The sequence below is a fragment of the Deltaproteobacteria bacterium genome (genome assembly GCA_020848905.1).
In the GTDB taxonomy this organism is placed as follows: Bacteria; Myxococcota_A; Polyangia.
The window spans coordinates 1-26432 of record JADLHG010000027.1; the positions used below are offsets into that span (position 1 = coordinate 1).

Annotated in this window: 21 protein-coding genes; 15 read left to right on the forward strand and 6 right to left on the reverse strand. The window is 71.3% G+C overall.

The window, feature by feature from the left end:
• The first annotated feature begins 239 nt into the window (after window positions 1-239).
• Both IT371_10865 and IT371_10870 read left to right on the forward strand, forming a co-directional pair.
• On the forward strand, window positions 240-1454 hold the full coding sequence (locus IT371_10865) for an aspartyl protease family protein (protein MCC6748152.1): 1215 nt from the start codon (window positions 240-242) through the stop codon (window positions 1452-1454).
• A gap of 370 nt (window positions 1455-1824) precedes the next feature.
• Window positions 1825-2931 carry a diacylglycerol kinase gene (locus IT371_10870; GenBank protein MCC6748153.1) on the forward strand — a complete coding sequence of 369 codons (1107 nt, stop codon included), beginning with the start codon at window positions 1825-1827 and terminating at the stop codon, window positions 2929-2931.
• A 41-nt stretch (window positions 2932-2972) separates the two neighbouring features.
• Here IT371_10870 and IT371_10875 read toward each other — a convergent pair whose 3' ends face one another.
• Window positions 2973-4325 (reverse strand): hypothetical protein, encoded by a 1353-nt coding sequence (locus IT371_10875; GenBank protein ID MCC6748154.1) that lies wholly within the window; start codon window positions 4323-4325, stop codon window positions 2973-2975.
• The gene (locus IT371_10880; GenBank protein MCC6748155.1) at window positions 4325-6427 is read right to left on the reverse strand and encodes a hypothetical protein; all 2103 of its coding nucleotides are present in this window, start codon (window positions 6425-6427) and stop codon (window positions 4325-4327) included. Before IT371_10880 ends, IT371_10875 begins: the two co-directional genes overlap by 1 nt.
• Before the next feature lie 52 nt (window positions 6428-6479).
• Here IT371_10880 and IT371_10885 point away from each other — a divergent pair, with 52 nt between their 5' ends.
• The 7 genes from IT371_10885 (at window position 6480) to IT371_10915 (ending at window position 15005) form a co-directional block, all read left to right on the forward strand.
• On the forward strand, window positions 6480-7211 hold the full coding sequence (locus IT371_10885) for a hypothetical protein (GenBank protein ID MCC6748156.1): 732 nt from the start codon (window positions 6480-6482) through the stop codon (window positions 7209-7211).
• A 55-nt stretch (window positions 7212-7266) separates the two neighbouring features.
• Window positions 7267-9318, forward strand: a complete 2052-nt coding sequence (locus IT371_10890) for a hypothetical protein (protein MCC6748157.1) — start codon at window positions 7267-7269, stop codon at window positions 9316-9318.
• A gap of 217 nt (window positions 9319-9535) precedes the next feature.
• Window positions 9536-10000 (forward strand): hypothetical protein, encoded by a 465-nt coding sequence (locus tag IT371_10895; protein MCC6748158.1) that lies wholly within the window; start codon window positions 9536-9538, stop codon window positions 9998-10000.
• Window positions 10001-10062: 62 nt separating this feature from the next.
• Window positions 10063-11397, forward strand: a complete 1335-nt coding sequence (locus IT371_10900; protein ID MCC6748159.1) for a sigma 54-dependent Fis family transcriptional regulator — start codon at window positions 10063-10065, stop codon at window positions 11395-11397.
• 192 nt (window positions 11398-11589) lie between these two features.
• Window positions 11590-12357, forward strand: coding sequence for a penicillin-insensitive murein endopeptidase (locus IT371_10905; GenBank protein ID MCC6748160.1), 768 nt, complete (start codon window positions 11590-11592; stop codon window positions 12355-12357).
• A gap of 106 nt (window positions 12358-12463) precedes the next feature.
• The gene (locus IT371_10910) at window positions 12464-14080 is read left to right on the forward strand and encodes a PAS domain S-box protein (protein ID MCC6748161.1); all 1617 of its coding nucleotides are present in this window, start codon (window positions 12464-12466) and stop codon (window positions 14078-14080) included.
• A gap of 94 nt (window positions 14081-14174) precedes the next feature.
• A complete protein-coding gene (locus IT371_10915; GenBank protein ID MCC6748162.1) occupies window positions 14175-15005 on the forward strand; it encodes a hypothetical protein in 831 nt (276 codons plus the stop codon).
• Between the two features lie 308 nt (window positions 15006-15313).
• Here the strand turns inward: IT371_10915 and IT371_10920 are convergent, their stop codons facing one another.
• Window positions 15314-15742 carry a hypothetical protein gene (locus IT371_10920; protein ID MCC6748163.1) on the reverse strand — a complete coding sequence of 143 codons (429 nt, stop codon included), beginning with the start codon at window positions 15740-15742 and terminating at the stop codon, window positions 15314-15316.
• 226 nt (window positions 15743-15968) lie between these two features.
• Between IT371_10920 and IT371_10925 the strand changes: the two genes are divergently transcribed.
• The 4 genes from IT371_10925 to IT371_10940 all read left to right on the forward strand — a co-directional run bounded on the left by IT371_10925 (window position 15969) and on the right by IT371_10940 (window position 20545).
• Window positions 15969-16994, forward strand: coding sequence for a hypothetical protein (locus IT371_10925; GenBank protein ID MCC6748164.1), 1026 nt, complete (start codon window positions 15969-15971; stop codon window positions 16992-16994).
• Between the two features lie 184 nt (window positions 16995-17178).
• Entirely contained in the window at window positions 17179-17865 is a 687-nt protein-coding gene (locus tag IT371_10930) for a sigma-70 family RNA polymerase sigma factor (GenBank protein ID MCC6748165.1), read from the forward strand.
• Window positions 17862-18770 carry a hypothetical protein gene (locus tag IT371_10935; protein MCC6748166.1) on the forward strand — a complete coding sequence of 303 codons (909 nt, stop codon included), beginning with the start codon at window positions 17862-17864 and terminating at the stop codon, window positions 18768-18770. Before IT371_10930 ends, IT371_10935 begins: the two co-directional genes overlap by 4 nt.
• Window positions 18767-20545, forward strand: a complete 1779-nt coding sequence (locus tag IT371_10940) for a hypothetical protein (GenBank protein ID MCC6748167.1) — start codon at window positions 18767-18769, stop codon at window positions 20543-20545. The genes IT371_10935 and IT371_10940 overlap by 4 nt, the downstream gene beginning before the upstream one ends.
• A gap of 43 nt (window positions 20546-20588) precedes the next feature.
• On the opposite strand, the gene IT371_10945 is transcribed toward IT371_10940, so the two are convergent.
• Entirely contained in the window at window positions 20589-21134 is a 546-nt protein-coding gene (locus IT371_10945; protein MCC6748168.1) for a response regulator, read from the reverse strand.
• Window positions 21135-21423: 289 nt separating this feature from the next.
• Here IT371_10945 and IT371_10950 point away from each other — a divergent pair, with 289 nt between their 5' ends.
• Together IT371_10950 and IT371_10955 are read left to right on the forward strand one after the other, a co-directional pair.
• Window positions 21424-21873, forward strand: coding sequence for a hypothetical protein (locus IT371_10950; protein MCC6748169.1), 450 nt, complete (start codon window positions 21424-21426; stop codon window positions 21871-21873).
• A gap of 73 nt (window positions 21874-21946) precedes the next feature.
• Complete coding sequence (locus IT371_10955) at window positions 21947-23239, forward strand: hypothetical protein (protein MCC6748170.1); 1293 nt, start codon at window positions 21947-21949, stop codon at window positions 23237-23239.
• A 115-nt stretch (window positions 23240-23354) separates the two neighbouring features.
• Here IT371_10955 and IT371_10960 read toward each other — a convergent pair whose 3' ends face one another.
• Both IT371_10960 and IT371_10965 read right to left on the reverse strand, forming a co-directional pair.
• Window positions 23355-24326: a TerB family tellurite resistance protein gene (locus IT371_10960; protein ID MCC6748171.1), complete on the reverse strand. Its 972-nt coding sequence runs from the start codon at window positions 24324-24326 to the stop codon at window positions 23355-23357.
• Between the two features lie 216 nt (window positions 24327-24542).
• On the reverse strand, window positions 24543-26192 hold the full coding sequence (locus IT371_10965; protein ID MCC6748172.1) for a hypothetical protein: 1650 nt from the start codon (window positions 26190-26192) through the stop codon (window positions 24543-24545).
• Window positions 26193-26432 lie beyond the last annotated feature (240 nt).

Here is a 26432-nt window from a genome sequence, read left to right on the forward strand (position 1 = left end):
CCATTCCGCGGCTGGCGCGAGGGCCCGAGCCGCCGCTTGCGCCGGCCCACTCTGCCCCGCTGCCGGCCCATGCAAGCGGCGGCGTCCGCCAGGGCCCGCGTCACGAGCGCCCTAGGCCCTCCCCGGTCTCTTCCATCCGCAGAACTCGATTGCCCTGGTGTCCTTAGGGGCGCCGGCTGTTTCGGCTTCCGCTCGCACGGAGCGCCCAGTCCGCACGAGAAACCGTCTATACTGCCGCGGTGGTTCGTCGTTTTTCAGCGGCGCTGGTCGTCCTCCTCGGGCTGGGGTGTGGGGAGTCCGTTCGGTACGACGGGGTCCCCGGGCAGCCCATCGCCGTCACGCTCATCGCCAACACCCCCGCCATTCCGCTCCGCGTGAACGACGTCGCGGAGCAGCTCGCCGTGGTGGACACCGGCGCGCCCCTCACGCTCCTCTCCCGGAACGCCTACCCGACGCTCGCGGCCGGGCGCCAGGTCGTGACCCTCGGCGCGTTTGGCCTCGCCTTTCCCGAGCGCGAGGTGGGGGTGGCCGCGCTCTTCTCGGAGAACGGGCCGTGCGTGGACAAGCCGCCGGCCGGGCTCGTCGGCGGCGACCTCCTGCGCTTCTTTCGCGTGGGCCTCGACCACCGGGCACGCACGATGGCGCTCTTCGCCGACGAGGCCGAGCTTCCGGCGCAGGAGGTGGACGCGAAGCTCGTGGTCCCTGCCGAGGTGGTGGGCGGCGGTCAGGCGGTGCTCCCCGGCGGCGCGCTCCTCGAGGTGCCGGCCACCCGCTTCCTCGTCACGGTGGAGACCGAGGGGCGCTCCCTACCCGCGATGATCGACACGGGGGCCTCGATGAGCGTCGTCAGCCGCGGGCTCCTCGAGCGTCTCGGCGAGGCCGGGCGGCCCGCGCTCTGCTGCGAGTCGGTATCGTTCGTGAACGGTAAGACCCAGGCCAAGGTGGTGCGGCTGAAGGACCTGAAGGTGGGCGGCCTGAAGGTGACGAGCCTGGCGGCGCTGGTCATCGACGACCCCGCCTTCTTCAGCGCGCTCAACCAGGAGACCCGCCGCAGCATCGATCTGCTCCTCGGCAACAACTGGCTGCGCGAGGCCGCCGTGACCTTCGACTACCCGGCCGAGCAGCTCGAGCTCCGCACGTACCGCCGCCCCTCGGTCACGAGCGAGGACTACCTGCTCCCCGGCTTCTCCTTCTGTAAGGCGGCGCAGGCCGAGCAGGGGATGGTGGTGCTCGACGTCTTCAAGGGCTCGGACGCCGAGCGCCAAGGGGTGAGGACGGGAGAGCGGCTCGTCGCGGTGGACGGGCAGGACCTCTCGCGGCTGTCGAAGAGCCAGGCGCTCGAGCTCTTTCGCCGGCTGGGCTCCGGCGCCAGGCCCACGCTTTCCTTTGGGGCGGGGGGCACGCCGCTCAAGAGGGCCGTGGCCGTCGAGGCGCTTCTTCCCGATTATCACTAATCTTTTTTGGGGAGGTCGATCTCTTGCGAAGCGCTACCCGAGGCGCCGCCACCCGGGTAACGCGCCGGTCGGGTGCGGTCCCGGGGACGGGTGCGAAAGAGCTTGCCCAGGCCCCCCGCTGGGGCCGAAACATAGCCAACCTATCCAATGATCGGAGAGAATCGGGTGTGACATGTGTCACCCATGTGTCATCTGTCCTACCATTTTCCGCGCTGCAGTGCGTTGCAGTGCGTCGAGAGCTTCGCACCCAAAGCTCGGGCCGGCCCCAGCCCCGGTCGCCGGGCGTCGTAACGTGCTGTAATCTAATGCACCTGTCAGCGGCCCGGCACTGGCCCGCAGCTTGCTAGCTAAGCCGCGCAGGAGTTTCGCCATGACAAACCCGCTGCTTTCCAGCCCCGTTTCCGCCCCCAGCACGGATCGCCCCAAGGTGGCCGTGGTGCTCAACGGGAACGCCAAGGCCGTCAACGACGCGCTCATCGCGGACGTGCGGCGCGTGCTGGCCGACGAGACCCTGTACGTCTCCCAGTCCCTCGAGCAGGCCGAGTTCATCGCGCGGCAGATCGTGAATCGGGGCTACGACGTGGTGCTCTGCGGCGGCGGAGACGGAACGTTTACCCGCGTGGCCAGCGACGTGATGGCGCTCGACCCCGCGCGCCCCCCGGCCTTCGGCGTGCTTCGCCTCGGCACCGGCAACGCGCTCGCCGACACGCTGGGCGCCGGTCCGCGTGGCCTCGCCGGGATCGTGGCCGACCTGCACCGGGCGCACAGCCCCGACGCGCGCCGCTCCCTCTCCGTCCTCAAGGTGGAAGGGCGACTCGCGCCGTTTGCCGGCGTGGGGCTGGATGGCCTCGTGCTGCAGGACTACAACGCGGTGAAGGACGGCCTCGAGAAGACCCCGCTGCGCGCCCTCGGCAAGGGGGCCCCGGGCTACGCGCTGGCCATCGGCACGCGGTCGGTGTGGCGGTACATGTTCAACGAGCCCCCCGAGGTCATCGTGCGCAACGAAGGCGCGCCGGCCCGCCGCATGGACCTGCAGGGGCGCCCGATCGGACGGCCGATCCCGCGGGGCGAGGTGCTCTACCGCGGCCCGGTGGCCATCGCCGCCGCCTCCACGATTCCGTTCTATGGGCTGGGCCTGAAGCTCTTCCCGCAGGCGGGGCTGCGTCAGGACCGCTTTCAGCTCCGCATCGCGAACATGGGCGCGTACGCCATCCTCTCGAAGCTGCCGGCGCTCTTCCGGGGCGAGTTCACCCACGAGCGGCTCTGGGACTTCCAGTGCTCGGCCGTGTCGATCCACGCCCCGAACGGCGCGCCCTTCCAGATCGGCGGCGACCTGCTCGGCTCGCGCGAGCAGGTCTTCATCGGCATGGAAGAGGTTCAGGCCGTGAGCGGCGCCGCGGCGACCAACATCGCGACGAGCGGTCGCGTCGGCCGCAGCTCGTCGCTCAGCCTCCCGACCCACGCCGTCGCGCAGTAAGCCTCGCCGCCCCCGCCGCCGCGTCGGCGCCCGAACCGCCCTCAGAACCAGTACCGCCCCCCGACGTGCACGAGGTGCGCCTCGGTGCCATTGAAGCGCAGCTGCAGGTCGTAGCCCCCCCGCACGCCGAAGCTGCGCACGAGCTGCACGTAGAGGTCGAAGCCCAGGTCGTGGGAGCGCAGGTCGAGCAGCGGCGGCTCCGGATTCACCGCGCTCCCCGTCGGACAGCCGGAGGCGTCCACCTGCCCCGTGGGGGCCGTGCGCAGCGTCGGACGGTCGAGCTGGCTGCCGTAGCCGTACTGCACGGTGGCGCGCAGCCGGCGGTGCTCGAAGATCCCCTTCAGGTGCAGGGCGTGCAGCACGTCCACCTGGCGGCAGTGGGCCAGCATCCCGAGGAGGTAGGCCGCCTCGGCGCGAAAGCCCCGCGGCAACGCCACGCCACCGCCGAAGCGCAGCGTGTGGAGATCCCCGGCCCAGGGGAGCCGGTCGTACTGATAGCGCAGGCTCGCGTCGTACTCGCCACCGAGGCGGGCCAAGCCCTGCACCGACGCCGTGGCGCGCGGGACGGCCTCCGCCGGAGCGGCTCCTCCCCCGACCGCCGAGAGGGTGAGCCACTTCAGCGGACGCAGGTCGAGCTGGAGCAGCAGCCGGTGGTTCCACGTGCCGAAGCGGTAGCGCAGCTCCTGGTAGAGCACCCCGCTGAAGAAGGAGCGCGGCAAGACGCTCACCGATAGCAGCTCACCGTGGGCGAAGCGGTCGCTCTGGATGGGAAAGACGTCCAGCTCGTAGGTCAGGTCCACCTGCACGAGCCGCAGCTCCTCGCGCAGCCCGGCGGCGCCCCGGTGCAGGGGGTCGAGCGCCAGCGCCCGGCGCGTCGCGCGATACGCGGCGAGACCGCGCATCCGCTGCTGCTCGGCGAGCGCCAGCCGGTAGTAGAGCTCGGCGCTGCGCTCGCGCGCGAGGAGGCCGTGGACGAGCCGCAGCGCCTCCTTCGGACGCTCGGCCCAGATGGCGATGTCGAGCAAGAGCCAGAGCACGGGGCGGCTGTCGGGGGCCGCGCGAAGGACTTGTTCGGCGCGAGCCTTGGCGGCGGCGTAGTGGCCTTCCCAAGCGTCGAGCCGCGCGAGCAGGAGCTGCGCGTCCCAGTAGCGCGGGACCTGCGTCACCACGCGCAGCACGTGGCGCCGCGCTTCCCCGCGCTCTCCGCGCCACGAGAGCCAGGTCGCGAGGCGGAGCCGGAGGTCCACGTCCTCGGGGTGGAGCTCGAGCCGCGCTTCGAGAGCAGCCACGTCGCGATCCGATTGGGCCCGCGCCGCCGCGCCCGCGCCGAGGAGCGTCACGACCAGTAGTCGGGCGAGACAGCGACGGCGTGCGAGACGGAGGGCGCGCCGCATCACTCGAACGTGAACTCGTCGAAGAAGAGCGTCTCGCGCTCGATCAGCCGGTCCTCCCAGGCGATCACCACCTGCTTCAGCGCCGAGAGGTCCACCTGCCGCGCGAGAGGCGCGAGCGGGACCGAGACGCGCTGCCAGCTCTGCGTCAGCGTGACCTGGCTCGAGAGCAGCACGCGCGCCCGCCGACGACCGTCGTTCAGATAGAGCGCGACGTCTTCACCTCCGCGCTCGCCCCGCACCCAGAAGGTGAGCGTGCGGTAGCCGCGCACGTTCACTCGCCCGAGGCCCAGCCCGACCAGCGCGTAGCCCTTCTCGCCCACCGAGCGCACCTCCACGGCGAGGCCCTGCCCCTTCTGCCCGCTGCGGTGGCGTCGGTAGCCGATGCGCGCTCCGTGCCGCCCCTCCACCACGATCACCCCGCCGAGCGCGGTCTTGTCCGCCGGCTCGCCGTCGAAGCGCGCCACGGCGAGCGGCGCGCGCGCGGGCACGAACTGCACGCGACCGAGCTCCACCTCGTGCGTCACGAGGCGCCCCGCAAAGAGCATGATCAGCGAGACGCGCCGCAGGGCGAGAAGGCGCGGCGGGCCCCCGAGCTCGCTGAGCCCCGCCCGGAAGGCCTCGAGCGGGATGAGCGCCCGAACCCAGCCGTCGGCGGCCGGCTCGGCGTACGTGGCGAGGATCACCTTCGGCTCGCGGTTCGTGCGGTCCCGTAGGCCGATCTCCACCGCGTCGAGCGGGAGCTTGGCGCGCACCTTGAGCTCCAGGCTCTCGAGCCCCTTCGGCAGCTCGGCGGGGAGCGGCGTGAAGTAGCCCAGGTAGTCCTTGGGCGTGCTCGGAAAGTAGCGGATGCGAAGCCCGGAGGGGCGTCGCTCGACCTCCATCGCCAGCTCGAGCGGGATCGTGGCCCCGAAGACGGTGATCGGCTGACGAAAGGCGTTCACGGGGGTGCGCGTGGAGAAGTCGTCCACCACCACGGGCTCTCGCCCCTCGGAGAGGAGGGCGTAGCTCGACTGAGGCGCGTCGGGGGGGTCGCAGACGGCCCGCGCTCGCTCGGCCTCCGGGGCGGTGCAGACCCACGCGCGCCGCGCCGCCGGGTCCTCGACGCGCGCCTGTCCGCCGCGGCCGGGAGCGACGATGCGGCGGTAGGCCTGCCGGTCGGCCAGGGTCACCTGGGTCTTCGCTCCGCGCGCCGTGCCGCTCACCGCGAGCTGCACCATGGCCCCTACGCGCGTGGCCCGCAGCCGCACCGACTGGTCCGTGAAGCCGATGTACTCCACGTCCACCACGTCCCCTTCGGCCGCCGGCGCCGTGGCGCGCATCGAGACCGACAGGATCGCCGAGAGCGCCTTCTGGGGCGGCACGCGTGCGTGAAAGAGCGGCAGCGGGATCACGTAGCGGCGAAACTGCGGCTCGAGCGTCAGCGCGTAGTCCCAGTACTCGAGCTTGCTCGCCGCCACGCGCTGCCCGAGCGTCAGCAGCACCGACCCCACGCTCCCCCGAGCGATCAGCACCACGGCCGCCTGGGCCCCGACGCGAACCCCGTGCCCCCCTTCGTCACCGAGGGTGCGCCCGAGCTCGAGACCCGCCCGCTTGTGACCCGCGAGAACCCGCGCGGTGAAGCCCCGCGCGACGAGGAGGTCCGCCGCGCGGCAGAGCCCGCTACCGAGGCCCGCCGGCGTCGAGGTCTGCTGCACCGCCACCTGCGTCGGTCCCGCGTACCAGTTCCCGCGGTTCGCCACGAGCCGATGGAGCTGCCCGCCCAGGCGGTATTCGAGGATGTGCCCGCTCCCGCGCCCCACCTTCAAGAGCACGCGGTTCGCGCCGCGCACGAGAGCGAGCCGCCGCTTTCCCGTCTCGCGGGTCCGTCGCCCGTCGGCGCCGAGCCCCCACCACCTGAGCTCGGCGGGCACCTCGAGAGCCGAGGAGACGAGCAGCTCGAGCTGTCCGTCCTCCTGGTAGCGGTACGAGGGGGTGGGATCCGCGAGCGTCTCCTCGGCGGCGGCGGCGCTCGGCCGTAGCAGCAGCGCCGCGAGCACGCTCGCGCCGAGAATCCGCGTGAAGCACCCCACCCGGTCATTATAGACCCCACCCCAATAGGTCAACTTTTCGCTGATTTATTGACAGGCTGCCCCCCGGCCGCCACGCTGGGACACGATGCTCCGGCCGGCGTGGATACTCCTCGCGTGTGGGCTGTCGCTCGCTTCGCCGGAGCCCGCCGCCGGAGCCGATCCGACGCCCCCCTTCGCCCGCCCCCACCGGCTGGCCCTCGGCCTGTCGGCCGGCTTCGGCTCGGCGCGGCTCTCGGCCTTCAACCAGGGCGTGGACGACTACCTCCTGCGCATCCAGCAGTACAACCCGCAGGTCACGCTCCAGCCGATGCCGCGACCGTCGTGGACCATGAGCCACGAGCTCTCGCTCCGCTACTACTTCCCCCGCTACGTGCTGGTGCAGGCGGGACTCGCCACGCTCAGCACCTGGGCCGGTACGGGGCTCGCCACGGGGCGTTCGAGCGGCCAGGTGAGCTACGGGAACCTGGTCCTCGAGCTCCCCGTCCTCGTCGGCGGCTACTACCCGTTCTTCGGTCGCCTCTACGTCCACGGGGCGCTCGGCCCGTCGGTCTTTCTCCTCTCGCGCTCCTTCTGGAGCTACGACCTGGGCCAGGTCTCGAGCTTTCGCGCGGGCCGAGGCGGCGGCTTCCACCTGCTCGCGGGAGCCGATTTCATGCTCACCTCCTGGCTCGCCCTGGGCCTCGAGACACGCCTGCGCTACCTGAAGACCGCCGCCCTCGAGTCCACGGCCTCGCCCCTTCCGCCGCTGCAACCGATCGCCGAGCTCGACCTGACGGGCGTGAGCCTCGCGCTCGAGCTGCGCTTCTTTCTGCGGTGAGGGCCCTCAGGACCGCGGCCCGGTCCCCCAGGCCGTGCTAACGTCTACGTGCGCCGTGCGTGCCTGGCTGACCCTCCTTCTCGTCGCGTTTCTCCTCGGCTGCGGAGCCGAGCGCGAGCTCTATCCGGTCCCCTTCCGCGCGACCGAGGACTACTTCGAGGTCTTCGACGGGCAGAGCTACCGCGCGACCTTCGTCAAGGGCATGAACCTCGGCGTAGGGGTCCCGGGGACCCGCCCCGGCGAGCTCGCCATCAGCACCGACCAGTACCTGCGCTGGTTCGAACGCATGCGCCAGCTCGGAATCAACGCCCTGCGCGTCTACACCCTGCACCACCCGCGCTTCTACGAGGCGCTCTTCGAGCACAACAACTTCCACCCCGACGAACCGTTCTACGTCCTGCAAGGCATCTGGCTCGACGAGGACAACCCGACGGGCGGCTTCGACCTGCACGACTTCACGCACGACTTCGACGAGGCGGGCAAGGAGGTCGTGGACTGCGTGCACGGCAATCGCTTCATCCCGGAGCGCAAGGGCAGAGCCCACGGCTCCTACGGGGTGGACGTCTCGCCCTGGGTCATGGCGTGGGTCTCGGGCCGCGAGATCTTTCCCCCCGAGGTCTACAAGACCGACAGTACGCACAAGGAACGGGACGCGTACCTCGGCCAGGCGCTGCGCCTCACCAAGGGGACCCCGACGGAGCTCTGGGCCACCGAGCGCATGGACCGCGTGGTGGTCTACGAACGCGAGCGCTACGGCACGCAGCGGCCGATCGGCTGGTCGAGCTGGCCCACCCTCGATCCGCTCCATCACCCGACGGAAAACCACTTCAAGAGCGGGGAGGATGCGGCCGGAGTGGACCTCGCCAACATGCAGCTCGCCGACGCCCCGGCGGGCTTCTTCATGAGCTACCACGCCTACCCCTACTACCCGAACTTCGTCAGCGAGGATCCGAACTACCAGCGCGCCCGCGACGCGCAGGGGCCGAACAGCTACGTCGGCTATCTCACGGACCTCAAGCGGCACTACGGACGCGTCCCCGTGCTCATCGGCGAGTACGGCGTCCCTTCGAGCTGGGGGAACGCCCACAACGGCCACAGCGGGGCGAACCACGGCGGCAACGACGAGGTGGAGCAGGGGACGAACGACGCGCGGCTGATCCGCAACCTCTACGACACGGGGTGCGCCGGCGGGATGCTCTTCGTCTGGTTCGACGAGTGGTGGAAGCGGACATGGATCGTGGACGAGGTCGCCTTTCCGCGCGACCGCTACCCGATCTGGCACAACCTCACCTCGCCCGAGCAGAACTTCGGCATGATCGCGTGGCAGCTCCCGACCCCCGACTTCTCGCGGCTGCCCGAGGCGCGGGGAGAGGGCCGCGTCCGGCGGATTCGCGCGGCGGCCGACGCCGAGTACTTCCACGTCGAGGTCGAGCTGGCCTCGCCGCTCGGCGCCGGCGAGGTCCTCACGGTCGGCTACGACACCTACGCCGACGCGCTCGGCGAGTCGGTGCTCCCCGCGGGGACGAAGAGCCCTCGACGCGTCGAGTTCGCCCTGGTCCACACCGCGCCGAACACCGCGCTCCTCTACGTCACGCAGGCCTACGACACCGTCGGGATCTGGCACCACGCCTCGGAGCCGACGCAGCGCTACCAGTCCATCGCCACCGACGGGGGACCGTGGACGCTCGTGCGCTGGATGAACGACGGCAAGCACCTGAACGACGACGGATCGCTCTTCTTCCCGAACAGCTATCAGGACATCGGCAAGCTGCGCGTGCGGGCCGCGGGAAGCCGCGGTACGAGCCTGGACGCGGTGATCGTCGAGGGGCCCCGGCTGCACTTCCGCCTCCCGTGGACGCTCCTCCAGTTCACCGACCCGAGCTCGCTCACCGTGCTGCACGACGACCGCGCGACCGAGGGGCGCGAGTCGCAGGTCAGCGAGGGGATCGGCGTCGTCGTGGCGCTCGGCTCCGAGGTGCTCGCCTCGCCCCGCTTTCGCTGGCCCGCTTGGAATGACGCCCCGCCTACCGTGGAGCGGGAGAAGCCGACCATGGAGCTCGTCGGCGCGGCGCTGCGAGCCCTGCCGAGCGCACCCCCGCGCCCCTGACGGCGCTCCCTGGCGGCGCCGCCCGCGACGGGAGCAAAGTCGGAGCCCGCACGCGGAGCCCTCCGACGACTGGCTGCGCACGACGCGACCATCTCGACGCTAACGTCGCGTCGACCGGCCGAGCCCTCCCCCCGCCGCGCCTGGCAGAGCCCTTGCTCTTGCGCGAGCCGACCCTCGCGGTGCAAGACAACCCACTTCCATTCAAGGGGAGGACGTCATGTACGTAGGTCGTGTGCTCAAGAGCCTCGCGCTGCCGGTCGTGGCGGCGGCGCTGCTGGTCCCGACGGTGGCCCAGGCCGAGAATTATCGCTACGCGCGCACCAAGATGATCAAGCAGCAGATCGTGGAGCGGCTGAATCAGCGCGCCATGCCGATGGTGGTGCAGCCGTGGAACACGCGCATGGTGAGGATCCGCACGCGCAACGTGACCCCCGACGGGCTCCTCGGCGCCGTGGACCTGGCCATCACCTGGAAGGCCAAGAACGACATCGTGCAGTACCGCGGCAAGGCGATGGCCTCCGAGCCGGTGGTGCCGCAGGGCTACCGCCACCTGCGCCTCACCGACTTCCAGTACACCGAGATGCCGCGCGTCTTCGAGCCGGCTCCCGCGCCCGCTCCGGTGATCCGCCCGACCATCGGCGGCGGCGCGCACGGCGGCGGTGGCGGCCGCACCGGCAGCTGATCCCGACCGTCCGCGGGGGTCTTTCTGTGCTAGCCTGAAGGGCGAGTCGTGCTCGCTCCCGCATGTCCAACCGCCGCGACGACGAAACCCGCATCCTCGCGCCCCGTGACGGGGGAACCGAACGCCGCTACCGGCGCAAGCTGAAGCTCGAGGTGGTGGCGGGCCCCGACGCGGGCCGCTCTTTGCCCGTGCAGGAGCGCGTGCTCCACCTCGGCACGCAGCCCGGCAACACGCTGCAGCTCTCCGACGACACGGTCTCGCGCATCCACCTCGAGGTGCGAGCCACCGCCGAGGGGCTGCGCCTGCGGGACCTCGGCTCGAGCAACGGCACCTGGGTCGGTGGGGTGCGCGTCCTCGAGGCGATCGTGCAGCCGGGGGCGGTGGTGACGCTCGGCAACTCGCAGGTGCGGCTCGACACGCTGGACGAGCAGGTGGCCGAATCGCTCAGCCCGCGGCACGGCTTCGGCGAGCTCGTCGGGCAGACCGACGCCATGCGCGCCATCTTCTCGCTCCTCGAACGCGTGGCGCCCACCGACGAGACGGTGCTCATCACCGGCGAGACGGGGACCGGCAAGGAGCTCTGCGCGCGGTCGATCGTCGCCGCCAGCCCGCGACGCGACCGGCCGCTCGTGATCGTGGACTGCGGGGCGATCCCCCCCAACCTGCTCGAGAGCGAGCTCTTCGGCCACGCGAAGGGCGCCTTCACAAGCGCCGTGAGCGACTACAAGGGGGCCTTCGAGCGCGCGAACGGCGGAACGATCTTCCTCGACGAGATCGGCGAGCTCCCGCTGGAGTTCCAGACGCGGCTCCTCCGCGCGGTCGAGAACCGCAGCATCCGGCGGGTGGGGGACAGCCGCGAGATCCCGCTCGACATCCGCATCTTGGCCGCCACGAACCGCTGCCTCGAGGCCGAGGTGAACCGCGGCACCTTCCGCGCGGACCTCTACTATCGGCTCTCGGTGGTGCGGATAAACCTCCCGGCGCTGCGCGAGCGCCCGGACGACCTGGAGGCCATCGCGCGGCACCTGATGCGCGAGCTCCGGCTCGACGGCGGCGCGGAGCTGGACGCCGAGCAACTCGAGCAGCTGAAGCGCCACACCTGGCCCGGCAACGTGCGCGAGCTGCGGAACTACCTGCGTCGCGTGGCGCTCGGCGACGTGGTCCACGCCGCGGCGGTGAACGCAGCGGTGGTCGCACGCGAACCCGACGCTCCGCCGGTAGATCTCTCCCTCTCCTTCAAGGACGCGAAGGAGGCGGCCATCGAGTCCTTCGAGCGGGCCTACCTCGAGGCGCTCCTCAAGGAGACGCGCGGCAACATCTCCCAGGCGGCGCGCGTGGCGCAGACCGACCGCACCTACCTCAGCCGACTGCTCTCCAAGTATCAGATCCGGGGCTAGCTCTAGCTCGGGCTGCCTGCGGGAGGGCCCCGCGCTCCCTGCAGCCGACCGCCTGCAGGCTAGCTGCCACACCCCCATTTTCTCGCCGCAGCCCGTCGCCCATCGATCCGAGGGGTTACAAACGCCTACATCGTCGCCAGGTCCGGCACGCGCCGTGCTTCATATCGGTCCGACGTATCGACGAGGATGTACATGCGGTTTGTCCAAGCTCTCATCATCTCGCTGTTTTCTTGTTCTCTTGCGTACGCTTCTCAGCCCAGTGATTCGGCCCTCGACGACCTTCCGGGTTCGGCGGGGGCGAAGCTCGCGAAGGGCGGGCGGCGCACCGGCAAGGTCCGCCGCCCCGCGCGCCCGGCCCATCGGCGCTGGCGCCGCTTCCACCAGCTCGAGAGCAGCACGGGGCTCATGGTCCGGAATCCGGACCGGGCGTGGGGCACCTTCACCACGGTAAGCCGCCTGGCGGAGCTCGGCCGGGAATACCAGCGGCGCTACCCCGACGCGCTCCCCATCATGGTCCACGACCTCAGCGCCAAGCGCGGCGGCGTGCTCAAGCCGCACCGCTCGCACCGCACCGGTCGGGACGCCGATGTACGCATGATCCTTCGGAAACCTACCAAGTTCTCGACGCCGGCCTCCCCCTGGACGCTGGACCTCGAGCGGACCTGGTTCGTCTTCTCGACGTTGCTCCGCTCGCGCGAGGTGCAGTTCATCTTTCTCGACCGGCGGCTGCAACGCACGCTGTACCGGTACCTGAAGGCCCAGGGGAGCTCGAAGGGCGAGCTCGCACGCCTCTTCCAGTATCCTCGGGCGAAGAACCACAACCAGGGCCTCATCCGCCACGAGCCAGGGCACGCGGACCACTTCCACGTGCGCTTCCACCCCGACGGTTACCTGCCGCCCAGCCGGGAAGTCGCGCAGGGTCCGGCCCTCTCCGAACGCGTGGAAGTCGCTGCCAGGTAAGGGCCCGCCTTAGGAGGCCTAAGAAAAACCCCCTCTCCTGCGACACTCTGTCCCCTTAACGAACGGCCGCCCCGGGCGATGGATCTGAACAGGTCAGCGCGCCCTCATGTCCAACGCTCGACATCCGCCCGAAAGACCCCCCGCCGCCGTGCAGAGCGGGGAGGGCACCATCACGGGGACCGGGTTCGCCGCCCTCGTGGAGGCGAGCGATCCCCAGGCCCTGCTGCGCTTCCAGGCGCGCATCCTCCAGCAGCTCGGAGACCTGGTCGTGATCTGCGATCTGCAGGGGCGGGTCCTGTACTGGAACGACGGGGCGGCCCGGATCTTCGGCTACGCCGCCGAGGAGCTGCTGGGCGAGCACCCGGACTTCCTCTACCCGACGAAGGGCGACGCGCGGTGGCAGGAGGACCTGCAGGAGATCCTCGGGGGCGGGATGCGCCGCACGGCCTGGGAGGGGCGACGCAAGGATGGGCGGCCGGTCTTTCTGGACGTGGACGCCAAGCTGATTCGCGACGACCGGGATCGTCCGGTGGCCCTCTGCGCGGTGGCCAAGGACGTCACCGATCGCGTGCAGGTCGAGGAGCAGCTGCGCCAGGCGCAGAAGATGGAGGCCGTGGGCCGGCTCGCCGGCGGCGTAGCGCACGACTTCAACAACGTCCTCACGGTCATCTCGTGCCACACGGCGCTGCTGCTGAACGAGCTCGAGCCCGGCTCGTCGCTGCGCGAGGACCTCGAAGCCATTCGCGGCGCCTCCGACCGCGCGGCCACCCTTACGCGGCAGCTCCTCGCCTTCAGCCGCAAGCTCGTGCTGCAGCCCGTGGTGCTGAACCTCAACGCGGTGCTCACCGAACTGGCCGAGATGCTCCGCCGCGTCCTGGGCGAGGACATCGACCTGCGCCTCGGCCTCGACCCCGCCCTCGGGCAGGTGAAGGTGGACCGGCACGAGCTCGAGCACGCCATCTGGCAGCTCGCCGCCAACAGCCGCGACGCCATGCCCCGCGGCGGACACATGATCATCGAGACCGCCAACGTGGAGCTCGCCGGCGAGCATATCCACGGCAGCGCCGAATCCCCGAGCGGCCCCCACGTGCTCCTCGCCGTGAGCGACAGCGGCTGCGGCATGGACGCCGCCACGCGGGCGCGCGTCTTCGAGCCCTTCTACACCACGAAGGGGCTCGGCCAGGGGTCGGGGCTCGGGCTCGCGTCGGTCTACGGCATCGTGAAGCAGAGCGGCGGCCACATCTCCGTCTTCAGCGAGCCGGGTCAGGGCTCCACCTTCAAGATCTACCTGCCCCGAGTGGAAGAGGCGGCGAAGGTCACCAGCGCGCCCGGCGTCCTCGGGGAGGTCATCCCGGGCTGGGAGACCGTGCTCCTCGTCGAGGACGAGCCGCTGGTGCGCGACCTCGCGCGCCGCATTCTCCGGCAGTATGGCTACACCGTCCTCGAGGCGCGCACGCCCCAGGAGGCGCTGCAGCTCTTCTCGTCCTACGCCCCGAGCATCCGGCTGCTCGTCACCGACGTGCTGCTCCCCGACCTCCGCGGCAACGAGCTGGCACGGCGCATGACGACGCTCCAGCCCTCGCTGAAGGTGCTCTACATCTCGGGCTACGCCGACGCCGGACAGAGCGACCCCGACATCGACCCTCAGAACGTGCGCTTCCTGAGCAAACCCTTCACGCCGCAAGCCCTCGCCCGCAAGGTCCGCGACACGCTCGACCACTGAGAAGTTCCACGTATCTCGCGTGATGTGACGGCGGCCATGGGCAGACCCGGGGCGCGGGGCTATCCTGCAGGGCAACTATGACCGGAGGACGAGCATGCAGCTTAGGAATGGCCTGGCAGGAGTAGCTCTGGCAACCGTGACCCTCGCCACGCTGGTCGGCTCGCCGGGGATCGCCCGGGCCGGCGCGCTCGAGGCCTGCGGCAACGTGGCGCTGGGACCGAGCGTGCAGTGTGAAGTCGAGCCACCGGGGGTGCAGTGCGAGACGCGCTGCACGCCCGTGAACATGGAGGTGTCGTGCGCGAAGGAGCTGTTCAAGGAGTGCGGCCCGCAGTGCACCTTCCAGGTCGTGGAGGAGGAGGTCCAGGTCTGCTCCTCGAACTGCGTCACCGAGTGCGAGGGCAACCCCGGCAGCTTCAGCTGCACGGCCTCCTGCGGCGGTAAATGCGCCGCCGACTGCTCCGCCAAGTGCTCGACGAGCGCCAATCAGTCGCAATGCCGGGCTTCGTGCAACGCGAGCTGCACCGGCTACTGCGACGTGGAGTGCAAGGCGGTGCTCCCGTCGATGACCTGCCAGCAAAAGTGCCAGCCCGCCTGCCGGGGCGTGGTGGTCTCCCGGGTGAACATGGACTGCCAGCTCAAGTGCCACACCGTCGAGCGCTACACGAACTGCTCGACGCGCCTGACCGGCGGGTGCAAGTCCCACTGCCGAACGAACGACGGGGCGATCTTCTGCGACGGGCAGTTCATCGAGTACGCGAACAGCTTCCAGCAGTGCCTGGACGCGCTGAAGAAGATCCAGATCAAGGTCAACATCCGGGCCGCGATCGACGTCTCGGGCTGCGCCGTGGGCGGGGCGGTGCCGTACGGCACGCTCGGGCTCGTGCTGGTCTTCGCGGCGTTGCTCGTCTGGAGGCGGCGCGATTAAGGGGCGGCGCGGGCCATCGGTGTTCTTGACGTCACCCGGTCCGATCCAAGGGCCGGGTGACGCCGCCCGGCCGCCCGCGGTCGGTTTGACAGCTCCGGGGCGAAGCCACTACCATGACTCGCCGCTGGTCGGTTTTCCGAGGCTGAGATGCGCTTCTGCCCATTCTGCGCGAAGGAGCTTCAGGACGACGTCACCCACTGCGTCTTCTGCGGCAAGCGTCTCGCGCCCAAGGGACCGACGGGAGCCGTGGCACCGGTTCCCTCGCCCCGCAGCGACGGAGGTCTGGCGGGGAAGCGGACCGTCTTCGGCTACGTGGCCCCGACCGAGGACGGAGCGCCTCCGCCCGGCAGCGCGCGCCCGGCGGTGCCACCCGCGCCGACGGGTGCGCCCGCGCCGGCTCCCGCACCGCCGCCCAGCGCTCCCACGTCCGTCCTGACGCCGTCGGGCCCGCGCCCGCCGATGACGGCCCCCACGGGGATGCGCGGGCCGTCTGCGCCGCCGATGACCGCGCCACCACCGCCGATGACCGCGCCGCCGCCGCAGGTGACCGCACGTCCTCCCATGACCGCGCCGCCGCCGATGACCGCGCGTCCTCCCATGGCGCCGCAACCACCGCTCGCCACGGCGCCTACCACGCTGTCCCCGGTCCAGGGCGTCCCCGCGCCAGCAGCCACCGCGCCGACCGCGTTCGCGCCCTCGCAACCCGCGCCGTCGCAGCCTGCGCCGTTCGCGCCCACGGCCTTCGCGCCGTCGCAACCCGCGCCGCAACCGGCGCCTTTCGCGCCGACGACCTTCGCGCCGTCGCAGCCCGCGCCAGCGCCCTTCGCGCCTACGACCTTCGCGCCAGCGCAGCCCGCGCCAGCGCCCTTCGCACCATCTCAGCCCGCGCCCGGACCCACGCCGCCGGCCCGCACGCCGGTGGGCGGGTTGACCGCCGCACAGGCGCTCGCGAAGCTGCCCGCGATGCCGACCACGAGCCCGGCCAACTTCTTCGCCGGACTGCCCTACTTCTTCCACGTCCTGGGCGGCCGGCTGCGACACCAGCAGGTGGCGCGGCACTTTCAACGCGAGCTCCAGGCCGAGGGGCGAAAGCTCGAGGAGCTGCTCCGCGACCTGGGCAAGGTGGCGCGGCAGACCGGCCTCCGTCACCCCGGCGCGCTCGCCGAGCTGGAAGCCATCGAGGCCCTCGAGAACCAGCGCGGGGCCGCCGACGCGGGCTCGGCCGAGCTCGACGAGCGACTGAAGGGCGAGGAGCAGAAGTTCGCCGCGCTCGAGGCGGACTGCACGGCGCGGTCGCAGCACGCGCAGCAGGTGATAGCTCAGACCCAGGCCACGCTGAACGAGCGCAACACCGAGCTCCGTACGGTGAAGGGGCGCCTCGCCGAGGCCGAGCGCCAGGTCAAGGCTTTCACCAAGCAACGGGACGACAAGCTGGCCGCCGAGGCCAAGTCGCAGGACCCGGCGCAGCAGGAGGTGCTGCAGCGCGCGGCCGCCGAGCTCGCCGTGCAGATCGGGGACCACGAACAGCAACGCGAAGCGGCAGCGGCGGAGGTGGCGCGCCTGCAGGGCCCCATCGATCAGCTGAACGCCACGCTGCAGGAGGCGCGGGGAAGGCTGCAGGAGGCGCAGAAGGAGCTCGGCGCGGGCCGGCAGACCCTCGCGGGGCTGAAGCGCGACGTCTCGGCGCAGAAGCGACAGCAGGGGGTCGCCATCACCAAGCTCGACCGGGAGCTGGCCGAGAAGTTCCTGGCGCTCGGTCGCGCGCTCGACGCCGGACGCGTCGGGGCCCCCGAGTTCACCGAGCTCTACGCGCGTCTCGACGCCACGCGGGCCGAAATGACCGAGCGCGAGAACCAGGCCCAGGCGGTCCTGGCGGCGCGGGACACCTACGACCGCCAGGGCTACAAGAACGGGCTGATCCTGGTCCTCTCCATCGCCGGCCTGGTGCTAGCCCTCGCCCTGACCCTGATCATCATCCTCTCTTGGTGAAATTGAAGGCGCCCTGCGGTAGGCGGGACGCGTCGCGACGACCGTTCCGTATCTCCGTAGCAAGAACGTTCGTCCGGCCAACCCGTGGCCGCGACGAGACAAAGTCCACGACGACCGCCGACCCTTGCTTTTTTTGAGGGTCCCATGACAGTTCGGGTGGCCTGCTGCGTATGGGAGATTGGGCATGCCGCTGTTGAGCGGCGACCGGCGCTTGCTGGAGCTGTTCCGCCGGGGTGATAGAGAGGCGCTAGCGCGGGTGTACGACGAGTACGCCCCGGCCGTGGCCGCCTTTCTGGCCCGTGGGTTCACCTTCTCGAGCAGAGGCCGCCTCTTGGAATTCCGCGGGTTCCGACAGCCCTTCGACCTCGAGAACGCGCTGCAGGAGACCTTCGTGCGCGCCTTCTCGGAGCGGGCCCGCCTCTCCTACGACGGCCTCTCGCCCTACCGCAGCTACCTGTCGGCCATCGCGCGCAACCTGGTGCTGAGCGAGCTCCGCCGACGCGAGGTGGCGATGAGCCAGCTCGTGCACTCGCGCGACGGCGGCGAGGTCCCCCCTCTCGACGCGGTCGACGAGGCCGAGCCCCTCGGGGCCGAGGGTCCCCGCCCCACCGCCGAGGCCGACTACCTGCAACAGGAGCTCCAGCGGCTCTACGCGCACTTCGTGGAGGAGCTCGTCGCGACCGACCGCGCCTTCTTCGAGGCCCGCTTCGAGCGCCAGGAGACGCAGCTCCAGGCGGGGCAGGCGGCGGGGCTCTCGCACATGCAGGCGCGCACGCTCGAGAAGAAGCTGCGCAAGCGCTTCCTCAAGTTCATGCAGTCGAAGGGCTACCTCGAGGGCTACGGCGAGAGGCCGCTGCCGGTGACCTCATGAGCCCGCGCGACCCGACGGCCCGCTGCCGCACGACCTACGCGAAGTGGATCGATCGGCTCCTCCTCGACGAGCCGCTCGCGCCGCGCCGGATGGCTCGCCTGCGCGAGCACCTCTCGGGCTGCGAGCTCTGCCAGGCGCGCTACAACCGCGTGGTCCAGGCGGAGCGCCTGCTCGCCGGCGGAGCGCGCGCCATCACCGAGCCGTCGGTCGCCGAGGTGGCCCGGGTGCGCGAGCGCCTCCTTGGTCGCGCTCGCCTGACTCCCGAGGAGAAGCCGCGACGGCTATGGCTCTTCGGCGCCGTGGGAGCTCTCGCCGCCGCGGGGCTCGCGGCCATCGTGCTCTGGCCCCGCCTGCGCCCGACGGAGCTCGCGTCGCGACCTTCGGCCGGCGAGTTCCAGACGCGGGGGAGCTCCGCGGGCAGCGGCGTCCCCTCGGCGACGGCCCAGGCCAAGCACAACCTGCGTGCGTTCTGCGTGGGAGGCGACGGAGGTCACGCGCTGCGCGAGCTCGTCTCCGACGGAGCGGCGCCCCCCTCGTGCGCGCTCGGGGCGGTGCTCCGGCTGGCGTATACCAACCGGTCGCGCCTCGGCCACCTCTTCGTCGTCGGGCTCGACGAGCGCTACGCGCTGAAGTGGTACGCCCCGGCCCCGCCGGAGACGCAGAGCCTCGCCGTGCGCCCCGACGCGGTGGACGAGCCGCTCGCGCGGGCGGTGCGCCTCGGCGTGAACCATCGAGCGGGCCTCGTGCGCCTCTTCGCCCTCTTCAGCGCGCGACCGCTCTCGGCGCGGGCGGTCGAGCAAGCGACCGAACGTGCGCGCCACACGCGAACACCGCTCGCGGAGCTACGCGCCCTCCCCCTCCCCGACACGGAGCAGCGCAGCCTGCTCGTCCGGCTCGTACCATGAGACCCGCGCTGGCCCTCACCGCCGCGTTCCTCTGCCTCGCCACCGTAGAGCCCGCGCGCGCCGCCCCCGAGCATCGGCGCTACGTGCTGATCGTCGCCAACAACCACAGCCTGGACCGCGGCGTGACGCCGCTGCGATACGCCGACGACGACGGGCTGCGCTACCTCGAGCTCTTCCGGCTGCTCACGCCGAACGTGCAGCTCCTCACGGTGCTCGACGACGAGACGGCGCGGCTGCACCCGGAGGCGATCGGGCAGGTGCGCCCCCCGACCGAAGCCGAGCTCTACGCCACCCTCGGGCGCTGGAACGCGGAGATGGCGGGGGTGCGGCGCGGCGGCGGCACGGCGGAGCTGGTCTTCGTCTACGCGGGGCACGGGGACGTGGACGCCCAGGGAGAGGGGTACGTGAACCTCCTCGCGAGCCGGCTGCGCCGCCGCGACCTTTACCAGCGCATCCTCGCCCCCTCGCAGGCCAGCTTCGTGCACCTCGTCATCGACGCGTGCAAGAGCTATTTCCTCGTCAGCCGCCGCGGCGGGGGGTGGAAGGACGACCGCGCCGCCGACAGCCACGAGGACGAGGTGCGGGCCTTCCTGAGGCGGGAGGACCTGTCCGCGTATCCTCACGCGGGGGTGATCCTGGCCACGAGCGGGGACCAGGCCACCCACGAATGGACGCGCTACCGGGGAGGGATCCTGAGCCACGAGCTGCGCTCGGCCCTCTCCGGCGCCGCCGACGTGAACGGGGACGGCCGCGTCGAGTACAGCGAGCTCCACGCCTTCATCGCCGCGGCGAACGCGCGCGTCGCCCACCCCGAGGCGAAGCTCAACATCTTCGCGCGACCTCCGGCGGCGAATCGCCGGCAACCGCTCGTGGACCTGCGGCAGGCCCGCGCGGGGCGCCTCCTCCGCTTCGACGAGGGGCTCTCGGGGGTCTTTCATCTCGAGGATGACCGCGGCGTGCGCGTGGCCGACCTGCACAAGGCGGCAGGGCTGCGCTTCGACGTGGCCGTGGACCGGCAGCGCGGCTACTTCTTGCGCCACGCCGAGCGCGAGGCGCGCATCGGGCGAGGGAGCGAGCGGCTCGCGGTGGCGACGCTCGCCTTTTCCCGCGCGGCGCTCGGGGAGCGTGGGGGCAGCCTCGACACCACCTTCCGGCGCGACCTCTACCGGCTGGCCTACAGCCGCGGCTTCTACGAGGGCTTCTGTGCGCAGACCGGGCACGTCCCCGTCGAGGGGAGCCCGGTCGAGTTCGTGATTCAGCGCCCCGACGACGCGAGCGCCGAGCGGCACGAACTCTGGCTCGGCTACCAGGCGACGGGGGCGCTCCTCGACCTCTCCGGAGCGGCCCACGGACTCGCGCTGCGCTACGAGCTCGGCCTGCACCGACACCTCGGGCTCGGCGCGACCTTCGAGTACGCGCAGTCGGCGCACGACGCGAGCACGGGCCAGGCCTTCGCCCTGCACCGCGTGGCCGCGCTCCTCGGCGCCACCGGACGGCTGCCCCTCGGTTCCCACGTGGTGCTGAAGGCGGAGCTCGCGCTCGGGTACCAGGGGCACTTCGGCAGCGGGCCGGTGATGCTGCGCGGACGCCGCATCGAGGGCTCGGATCCCCTGGGCTTCCGCCTCGAGGCCGGGGGTGCGCTGCGCGTCCGGCTCTACGCGGCGCTCTTCGCCGAGGCCCGCGGCGGACTCGGGCTGAGCGTGGTCACCGTGGAGTCGGAGCGGCTGGCCCACGCGGCGGCCTACGGCGCGGTGGGCCTAGGCGTGGCCTTCTGAGGGCCCGCAGGGGCCACGAGGGAGCCCGGCTGCTGCGCGCGGATCACGCCTTTCGCAGCCGATCGAAGACCAGCTCCGGGAAGAGGTCGTCCGGCAGCCACAGGGCCTCCACGTTCGGGCGCGGCATCGCGGGCAACGCGAGCGGCGCCGGGAGCTCCGGAGGCGTCTCGCGCCGCACGGGCACGAGCCCCGTGGTGCTCGCCACCGCGCGCACCAGCCGCTCTTCGTTGAAGGGCTTGGGCACGACGAACGCGCTCCCCGCCATCCACGCCCGCTCGAGGGCCGGCCGGTCGTGGAAGGCCCCCGACATGAGGATCACCGGCACGTCGTGCCACGGGGCGAAGGCGTCGGAGTGGCGCAGGGTCCAGCAGACCGAGAAGCCATCCCGATAGGGCATGTTCACGTCGGCGACCACGCACACGACCTGATCGTCCACCAGGTCGAGGGCCATCTCGCCATCCTCGGCCTCGACGACCAAGACGTCGGGAAACCTGCGCCGAAGGATCCGGGCCACCGCGGCGCGCAGCTCGGCGTCGTCGTCGGCGATCACCATCGTGGGGTCCATCGAGGGGTCTTTGTGTGGGTTCATGCGGAGTCAGCACTGCAGGCAGAGTGCCAGGCGCGCTCGCGGCCGCGCGTCGCGCAACCCTCCGTTTCGTCGAGAGTGCATGCGCGCGGTGGTGGCGACGGCGACCCGGGAGCGGCGCCCGCAGGGGGTACGAACGGCGCGTCGGGGGTCAGCGCGGCCCCCCATCCGGCACCGAGGCGGCACCGAGGCGGCACCGAGGCGGCGCTAAGGCACACGTCGAGGCACATCGAGGCGCGCGCCTTGACGACGGCCCGAGGCAGGCGCCATGCTCGTCGGCCGGAGGTGCACCATGACCCGCACGCTGACGGCCCTCTTTCTCGCAAGCCTACTCACCGGTTGCTACGTGTACGCGCGGCCCGGCCCTCCGCCCCCACCGGCGCACCATTACCAGCCGGCCCCCGGACCGACGTACCAGGCGGCCCCCGAGGTGCAGCAGTCTCAAGGAGGGATGACCGCCGCGCCCGCGCCGACCCCGGCCCCCGCGCCGCAGGCCCAGGTCGGGCTCAGCTTCTCCTTCAGCCCGACGAGCGTGCGCCGCGGCGACGAGGTGACCCTGTCCCTGAGCGGCGCCACCGACGTGACCGTCTGGTACAACGGGCGCCCGCTGCCGAAAAAGGTCCTCAACAACGGTCTGACCCTCGTGGTAACCATCCCGGGTGACGGGGCAAGCGGCTACTTCGAGCTCGAATGGAGCGGACAGCGCGTGCGCTCGCCGCAGCAGCTCACCGTCCTTCCCTGACCCACGACCCTCGGGTCTGCCTGGCGTGCGCGCGACGGCCGCGCCCATACTCCTGCTCTCTCTCACGCTCGCCATGCCAGCCCGGGGGGCGCCCCCGCCCGGACAGAGCGCGCTTCTCAACGGGATGCACGACGCCGAGGCGATCCCGTGGCTCCTCAAGACCACCCCGGACTGCGACAAGGGGTGGGTCACCGATCTGAAGTACGTCGGCACGCAGGTGCCCGCTGCGGCCGACTGCCACGCCAACGCGGTCGCAGGGGGGCTGTCGGTGATCCAGCGCCTGGACCTGGACGGTAGCCAGGACACCCCGCACGACCCCGCACTCGTGGACCGATACGCCGCGGCCTTCGCCAGCTACGTCTCGCAGTGCGCAGAGCTCCACGTCTGGATCGTGGGCAACGAGCCGAACGTGACCGCGGGCAAGAGCGACCCCGATTGCACCTCGGACCTCTACGCGCAGAGCTACGTGGCGGTGCACCAGAAGGTCCACGCCCTGCCGGGGCACGAAAGCGACCTGGTGCTCGCCTCGTCGAACTCGCCCTACTCGCCCGGCTGCCTGGCCAGCCTGCGCACGATCCTCCAGCGCATCAAGGCACGCGGCGTCACGCCCGACGGAGTGGCGGCGCACGCGTACACCCGCGCACCGACGGGGAGCGCGCTCGCCCCGAGCTTCGTGACGAGCGCAGCGACCCAGACCGATACCACCATCGACGAGTGCCCGGGCACCACCACCTGGAACGACACCTGGCACGCCCAGTTCCGCATCTACAAGGACTACATCCGGGTGATGGAGGCGGAGGGCCTCACCGGCAAGCCGATCTTCCTCACCGAGAGCGGCAACGCGTGCGACGTGAAGGGGGGCAACGCCTGCTACCCCGACGCGGACGTGGGGTACTTCCAGGCGCTCTACGCTGAGGCGGCGGCGCACAACGCGGACCCCGCCACCAAGGTGAAGATCCGCGCCATCACACCCTACCGCTGGACCCGTAACGACGACGGCACGGGCCGGGACTTCGCCATCGGCGAGCGGCCGAAACTGCTGGCCGATCTGGCGCAGGCCTTCGCCAAACGTCCCTCGTGGACCACTCCGCGCTGCGGTGCGGGCGACGCGGGTCCGGGCGACGGAGGCGCGGCCACCGACGGAGGCAAGGTGGACGCGCGCGAGGGCGGCCCCATCGGCCCGCGCGGAGACGCCCCGGCAGACGGCGGCGCTAGCAGTCAGAAGCCCGTGGGCGGCACCCTCAGCTCGGGTTGCGGCTGTACGCTCGGCGCGGAGCGGGACGAGGAGTCCGCCGCGCGGTGGGTCGGGCTCCTCGCGCTGGTAATGGCGGTGACGCTCGGAACGCGTCGCCGGCGGCGCCGCTGATGCGGCCTATACAGAAACACCTCGTTGCTCGATGAAGCATGGTCGGATTGGCCGCGAGGCGCCCGGCAGGCGCGACACAGCACGCCGGGATGGATCGCGGCCAAGTCGGCTATGTTTAGTTCCAGCCGGACTTCATCCGCCCCCTACAGCGCTCGAAGGCCTGCTGCACGAGCGCCTCGGGAAAGCCGGCGGCCGAGGCGATCTCCTGGATCACCGTGAGCTCCGACTGGCGGAGCTGGCCGTCCGCCGCCGCCACGAGGAAGAGGCTCTCGAGGAGCCGGAGCCCCTCGTCCGGAGAGGCGATCTGCGTGAACTCGCGCACCAGGATCGGCAGATCGATCTGCGAGAGACCGTCGTCCACGTAGGCCTTGACGATCACGCGCAGGTCGGGCTCGGGGAGGTCCTTGCCGCCACCCTGACGCAGTAGCTCGAGGAGCTGGTCCTCCTCGGTGTCGGCGAGATTCTTGTCGGCCTGCGCCACCTTCGCCAGGAGCCCGGCCCAGATCGCCACGCGGTAGAGGTCGTGATCGGTGATCGGCTGATCCGGCGTCTGCCCCGCACGGGCCCGCGCGAGCGCCATCTGGTTGCGCAGGTACTCGAGGAGCCGCTGGCGAAAGAACTGATCCACGAGCGCGTGCGAGTGGTGCCGCGGCCCGTGGTGCGCGTGCGCCCGCGCCTGACCCCGCTTCTCGGGCGGCACGGACCAGAGCGCGCGGAGCCGCGACACGAAGAGCGGCGCGGTGGGAACGTGCGAGAAGAGCTCGCGCAGCTCCTTGAGGAACTTCCCCGCCGCCGGATTGAGATGATCGTCCACCACGAGCAGGTCCTCGACCGCCGCGAGCAAGGTCCCGCGCTCCTCGGGGGTGGCGAAGGCCTGAAGCTGCGCCTCGAGGATCGTGCGCGCGTCCCCGAGCGAGACCCGCTGCTCCATGAAGGGGCGCAGCTCTTCGTACTCGTCGCTCGTGATCTGCAGCCGCCGCATGTACTCCGCGAGCGTCTTGATCTCTCGCGCGCTCAGCTCGCCGTCGGCCCAGGCCGCGGCGAGCAGCGTCTTCAGAAACGCGACCCGGCGCTGATCTTTCTCCATAGAGGAAGTCTATCACCCCGCGCGGGTCCCTCGACGGGCATTGTGGCGCCCGCCGAGGATCGGGGCGAGCTCACAGCGGCGAACGCTTGCGTTGAGGCGCCCGCCAGGCAAGGAGCGAGCGAGGAGCGCGCGCAGCAGCCTTTTTTGCGCTGTGAGCACGCACCGCAGCGAGCGACGCCGCATGGCGGGATGGATCGACGCAAGCGTCAGCCGCTTTCAGTTCGGGCAGGCGCCGACGGTAAGCGGCCCGAGAATCGCGTGCGCCTCGGGGGCCGTGGTGCGGGAGAAGGTGACGCAGCTCCCCTCGGGGACGGTCACCTTGCCGGGCTGAACGAAGGTCTCGAGGCTGAGCGTCCCCTTGGCCACCCGAAGGCCGCCGTCGGAGCTCGTGCTCCCCATCACCGGCACCACCGCCGGGTGCTTCCCCGGGTCCTGCAGCCGCAACCGATACTGCTCGTCGGCAGCCCACACCTTGACCGGCGAGACCAGGTACGGGTTGAGCAGCGCCCAGTTCAACCGCACCTGCAGGTCCAGCTCGGGGCTGGCCTCGCAGCGCGGCGCCTTCTGCCAGGGCGTGACGGTCACGTCCAGCTTGCGCCCAGCCTGCGGGTTCACGTCCACCTTCACGAGCGGCTTGCCGTCCAGCGTGAAGGTCGAGGTGGCCTCCCCGAGGCTCACGCCGGTGATGGCGAGCTTCTGCGCCGTGGCGGTGGCGGTAGCGCGCGCCGCGGGTACGACCAGCGCCACCTGTCCGCGCGCCCGGCTCCAGAACCAGCGCGCGGGCCAGCTCCCCTCGAGGCGGCCGAACGTGCTCGCCGCGGTCACCTTCCCCGCCTCGAGCGAGGCCGAGGCCACCGGCGTCCCTTGCGCCACCTTGAAGCGGTACGCGCCGTCGGGGGTCGTCCCCTCGATGCGGACCTCCTCGAGCACCGAGACCTTCGCCGAGAGACTGCCCGTCGCGAAGGTCAGGCTCGCCTCGATCACTCCCTCCATCACTGTTGGAAGCTGCGGTGCCTTGGCTCCCGTAATGGCCAGGATCTGCTGCACCGCCGCCTTGGCCGCGGCGAGGTCCCCGCGCACGGTGACGCTCCCCGGCCGCAGCTCCAGCACCACGATCGGGTCGCTCCCCGCGCCCACGCGCAGTGCGAGGTCCACGCCGTCGGGCTCGACGAGCGTGGCCACGATGCGGAGCTGGAGCTGGTCCACGGACTGCACGCAGCTCGACTGCTTGCTGCTGCCGCTGCCGCTGCCGTTACCCATCGGCACGTCGTCCGAACCACCGAAGGAGTCGGCCGGCATGTCGTCGCCACCACCGTTACCCCCCGAACCCGAGGAGGAATCCCCATTCGGCATGGGAGGCAAGGGGACCGGCGTCGGCGCGCGGCCCACCGAGCCCGAGCCGAAGCCACCGCCGTTGACGCAGACCACGCTTCCCCGCAGCAGAAAGGTCGTGCTCCCTCCGCCCGAGGATTCCACGTTTCCCGGGTGAAAGATGGTCTGGCTCAGGGTCTGGTCGATCTGCGCCGCGAGCTCGAGCGAGCCCTTTCGCAGGTCTTTCGAGCGTCCCATGGTGTCGACGGGCACGGGCATCGGGTCCGACGGCGGCATCCCGGGCGGGGTCGTGACGGGCGCGCCGCCGCTCCAGTGCGATTCCACCACGGCGGTGCCCTGAAAGAGCTGCTTCAGCGCGTCCATCCCCCGGGCGTTCTCGAGCGCATCCCCGGCGGACCCGAGCAGACGCCCGACGACCATCGAGGTGCGCTCGCGCACCTGTTCGGGCGACGGCCCGCCGCCGCAGCCCATCACCCAACCGCTGGTTCCCACCGCGCACAGCGACAGCACAGCCAGTCGTCTCTCTCGTCTCATGGTGCGTCCTCCCTCGCGTCGGCCCATCGTGTGCCGCCAGCGTTTGCAGAACCGGTGCCAGATGGCAAGGTCCCTGGATTCCTTGGCCTCGCCTGCTCCCGAGTCCCGATCTTGGTAACGAACGTTCACGCCGGGGTTGCCCACATCCTTCACAGCGTCCCCGAACCCAGCTCGCCGCGGCCGCGGTCGAGGCCTTCTACAGCACCGAACGTGCCACCCGTGGGCGCCGCGTCAGCGGGT

What these genes read in the sequence shown, in the direction of transcription:
- IT371_10870 (MCC6748153.1), top strand. Translation starts at nt 1,825, where the DNA reads ATGACAAACCCGCTGCTTTCCAGCCCCGTTTCCGCCCCCAGCACGGAT.
- IT371_10875 (MCC6748154.1), bottom strand. Translation starts at nt 4,325, where the DNA reads ATGCGGCGCGCCCTCCGTCTCGCACGCCGTCGCTGTCTCGCCCGACTA.
- IT371_10885 (MCC6748156.1), top strand. Translation starts at nt 6,480, where the DNA reads ATGCTCCGGCCGGCGTGGATACTCCTCGCGTGTGGGCTGTCGCTCGCT.
- IT371_10895 (MCC6748158.1), top strand. Translation starts at nt 9,536, where the DNA reads ATGTACGTAGGTCGTGTGCTCAAGAGCCTCGCGCTGCCGGTCGTGGCG.
- IT371_10900 (MCC6748159.1), top strand. Translation starts at nt 10,063, where the DNA reads ATGTCCAACCGCCGCGACGACGAAACCCGCATCCTCGCGCCCCGTGAC.
- IT371_10905 (MCC6748160.1), top strand. Translation starts at nt 11,590, where the DNA reads ATGCGGTTTGTCCAAGCTCTCATCATCTCGCTGTTTTCTTGTTCTCTT.
- IT371_10910 (MCC6748161.1), top strand. Translation starts at nt 12,464, where the DNA reads ATGTCCAACGCTCGACATCCGCCCGAAAGACCCCCCGCCGCCGTGCAG.
- IT371_10915 (MCC6748162.1), top strand. Translation starts at nt 14,175, where the DNA reads ATGCAGCTTAGGAATGGCCTGGCAGGAGTAGCTCTGGCAACCGTGACC.
- IT371_10925 (MCC6748164.1), top strand. Translation starts at nt 15,969, where the DNA reads ATGCCGACCACGAGCCCGGCCAACTTCTTCGCCGGACTGCCCTACTTC.
- IT371_10930 (MCC6748165.1), top strand. Translation starts at nt 17,179, where the DNA reads ATGCCGCTGTTGAGCGGCGACCGGCGCTTGCTGGAGCTGTTCCGCCGG.
- IT371_10935 (MCC6748166.1), top strand. Translation starts at nt 17,862, where the DNA reads ATGAGCCCGCGCGACCCGACGGCCCGCTGCCGCACGACCTACGCGAAG.
- IT371_10940 (MCC6748167.1), top strand. Translation starts at nt 18,767, where the DNA reads ATGAGACCCGCGCTGGCCCTCACCGCCGCGTTCCTCTGCCTCGCCACC.
- IT371_10945 (MCC6748168.1), bottom strand. Translation starts at nt 21,134, where the DNA reads ATGAACCCACACAAAGACCCCTCGATGGACCCCACGATGGTGATCGCC.
- IT371_10950 (MCC6748169.1), top strand. Translation starts at nt 21,424, where the DNA reads ATGACCCGCACGCTGACGGCCCTCTTTCTCGCAAGCCTACTCACCGGT.
- IT371_10955 (MCC6748170.1), top strand. Translation starts at nt 21,947, where the DNA reads ATGCCAGCCCGGGGGGCGCCCCCGCCCGGACAGAGCGCGCTTCTCAAC.
- IT371_10960 (MCC6748171.1), bottom strand. Translation starts at nt 24,326, where the DNA reads ATGGAGAAAGATCAGCGCCGGGTCGCGTTTCTGAAGACGCTGCTCGCC.
- IT371_10965 (MCC6748172.1), bottom strand. Translation starts at nt 26,192, where the DNA reads ATGAGACGAGAGAGACGACTGGCTGTGCTGTCGCTGTGCGCGGTGGGA.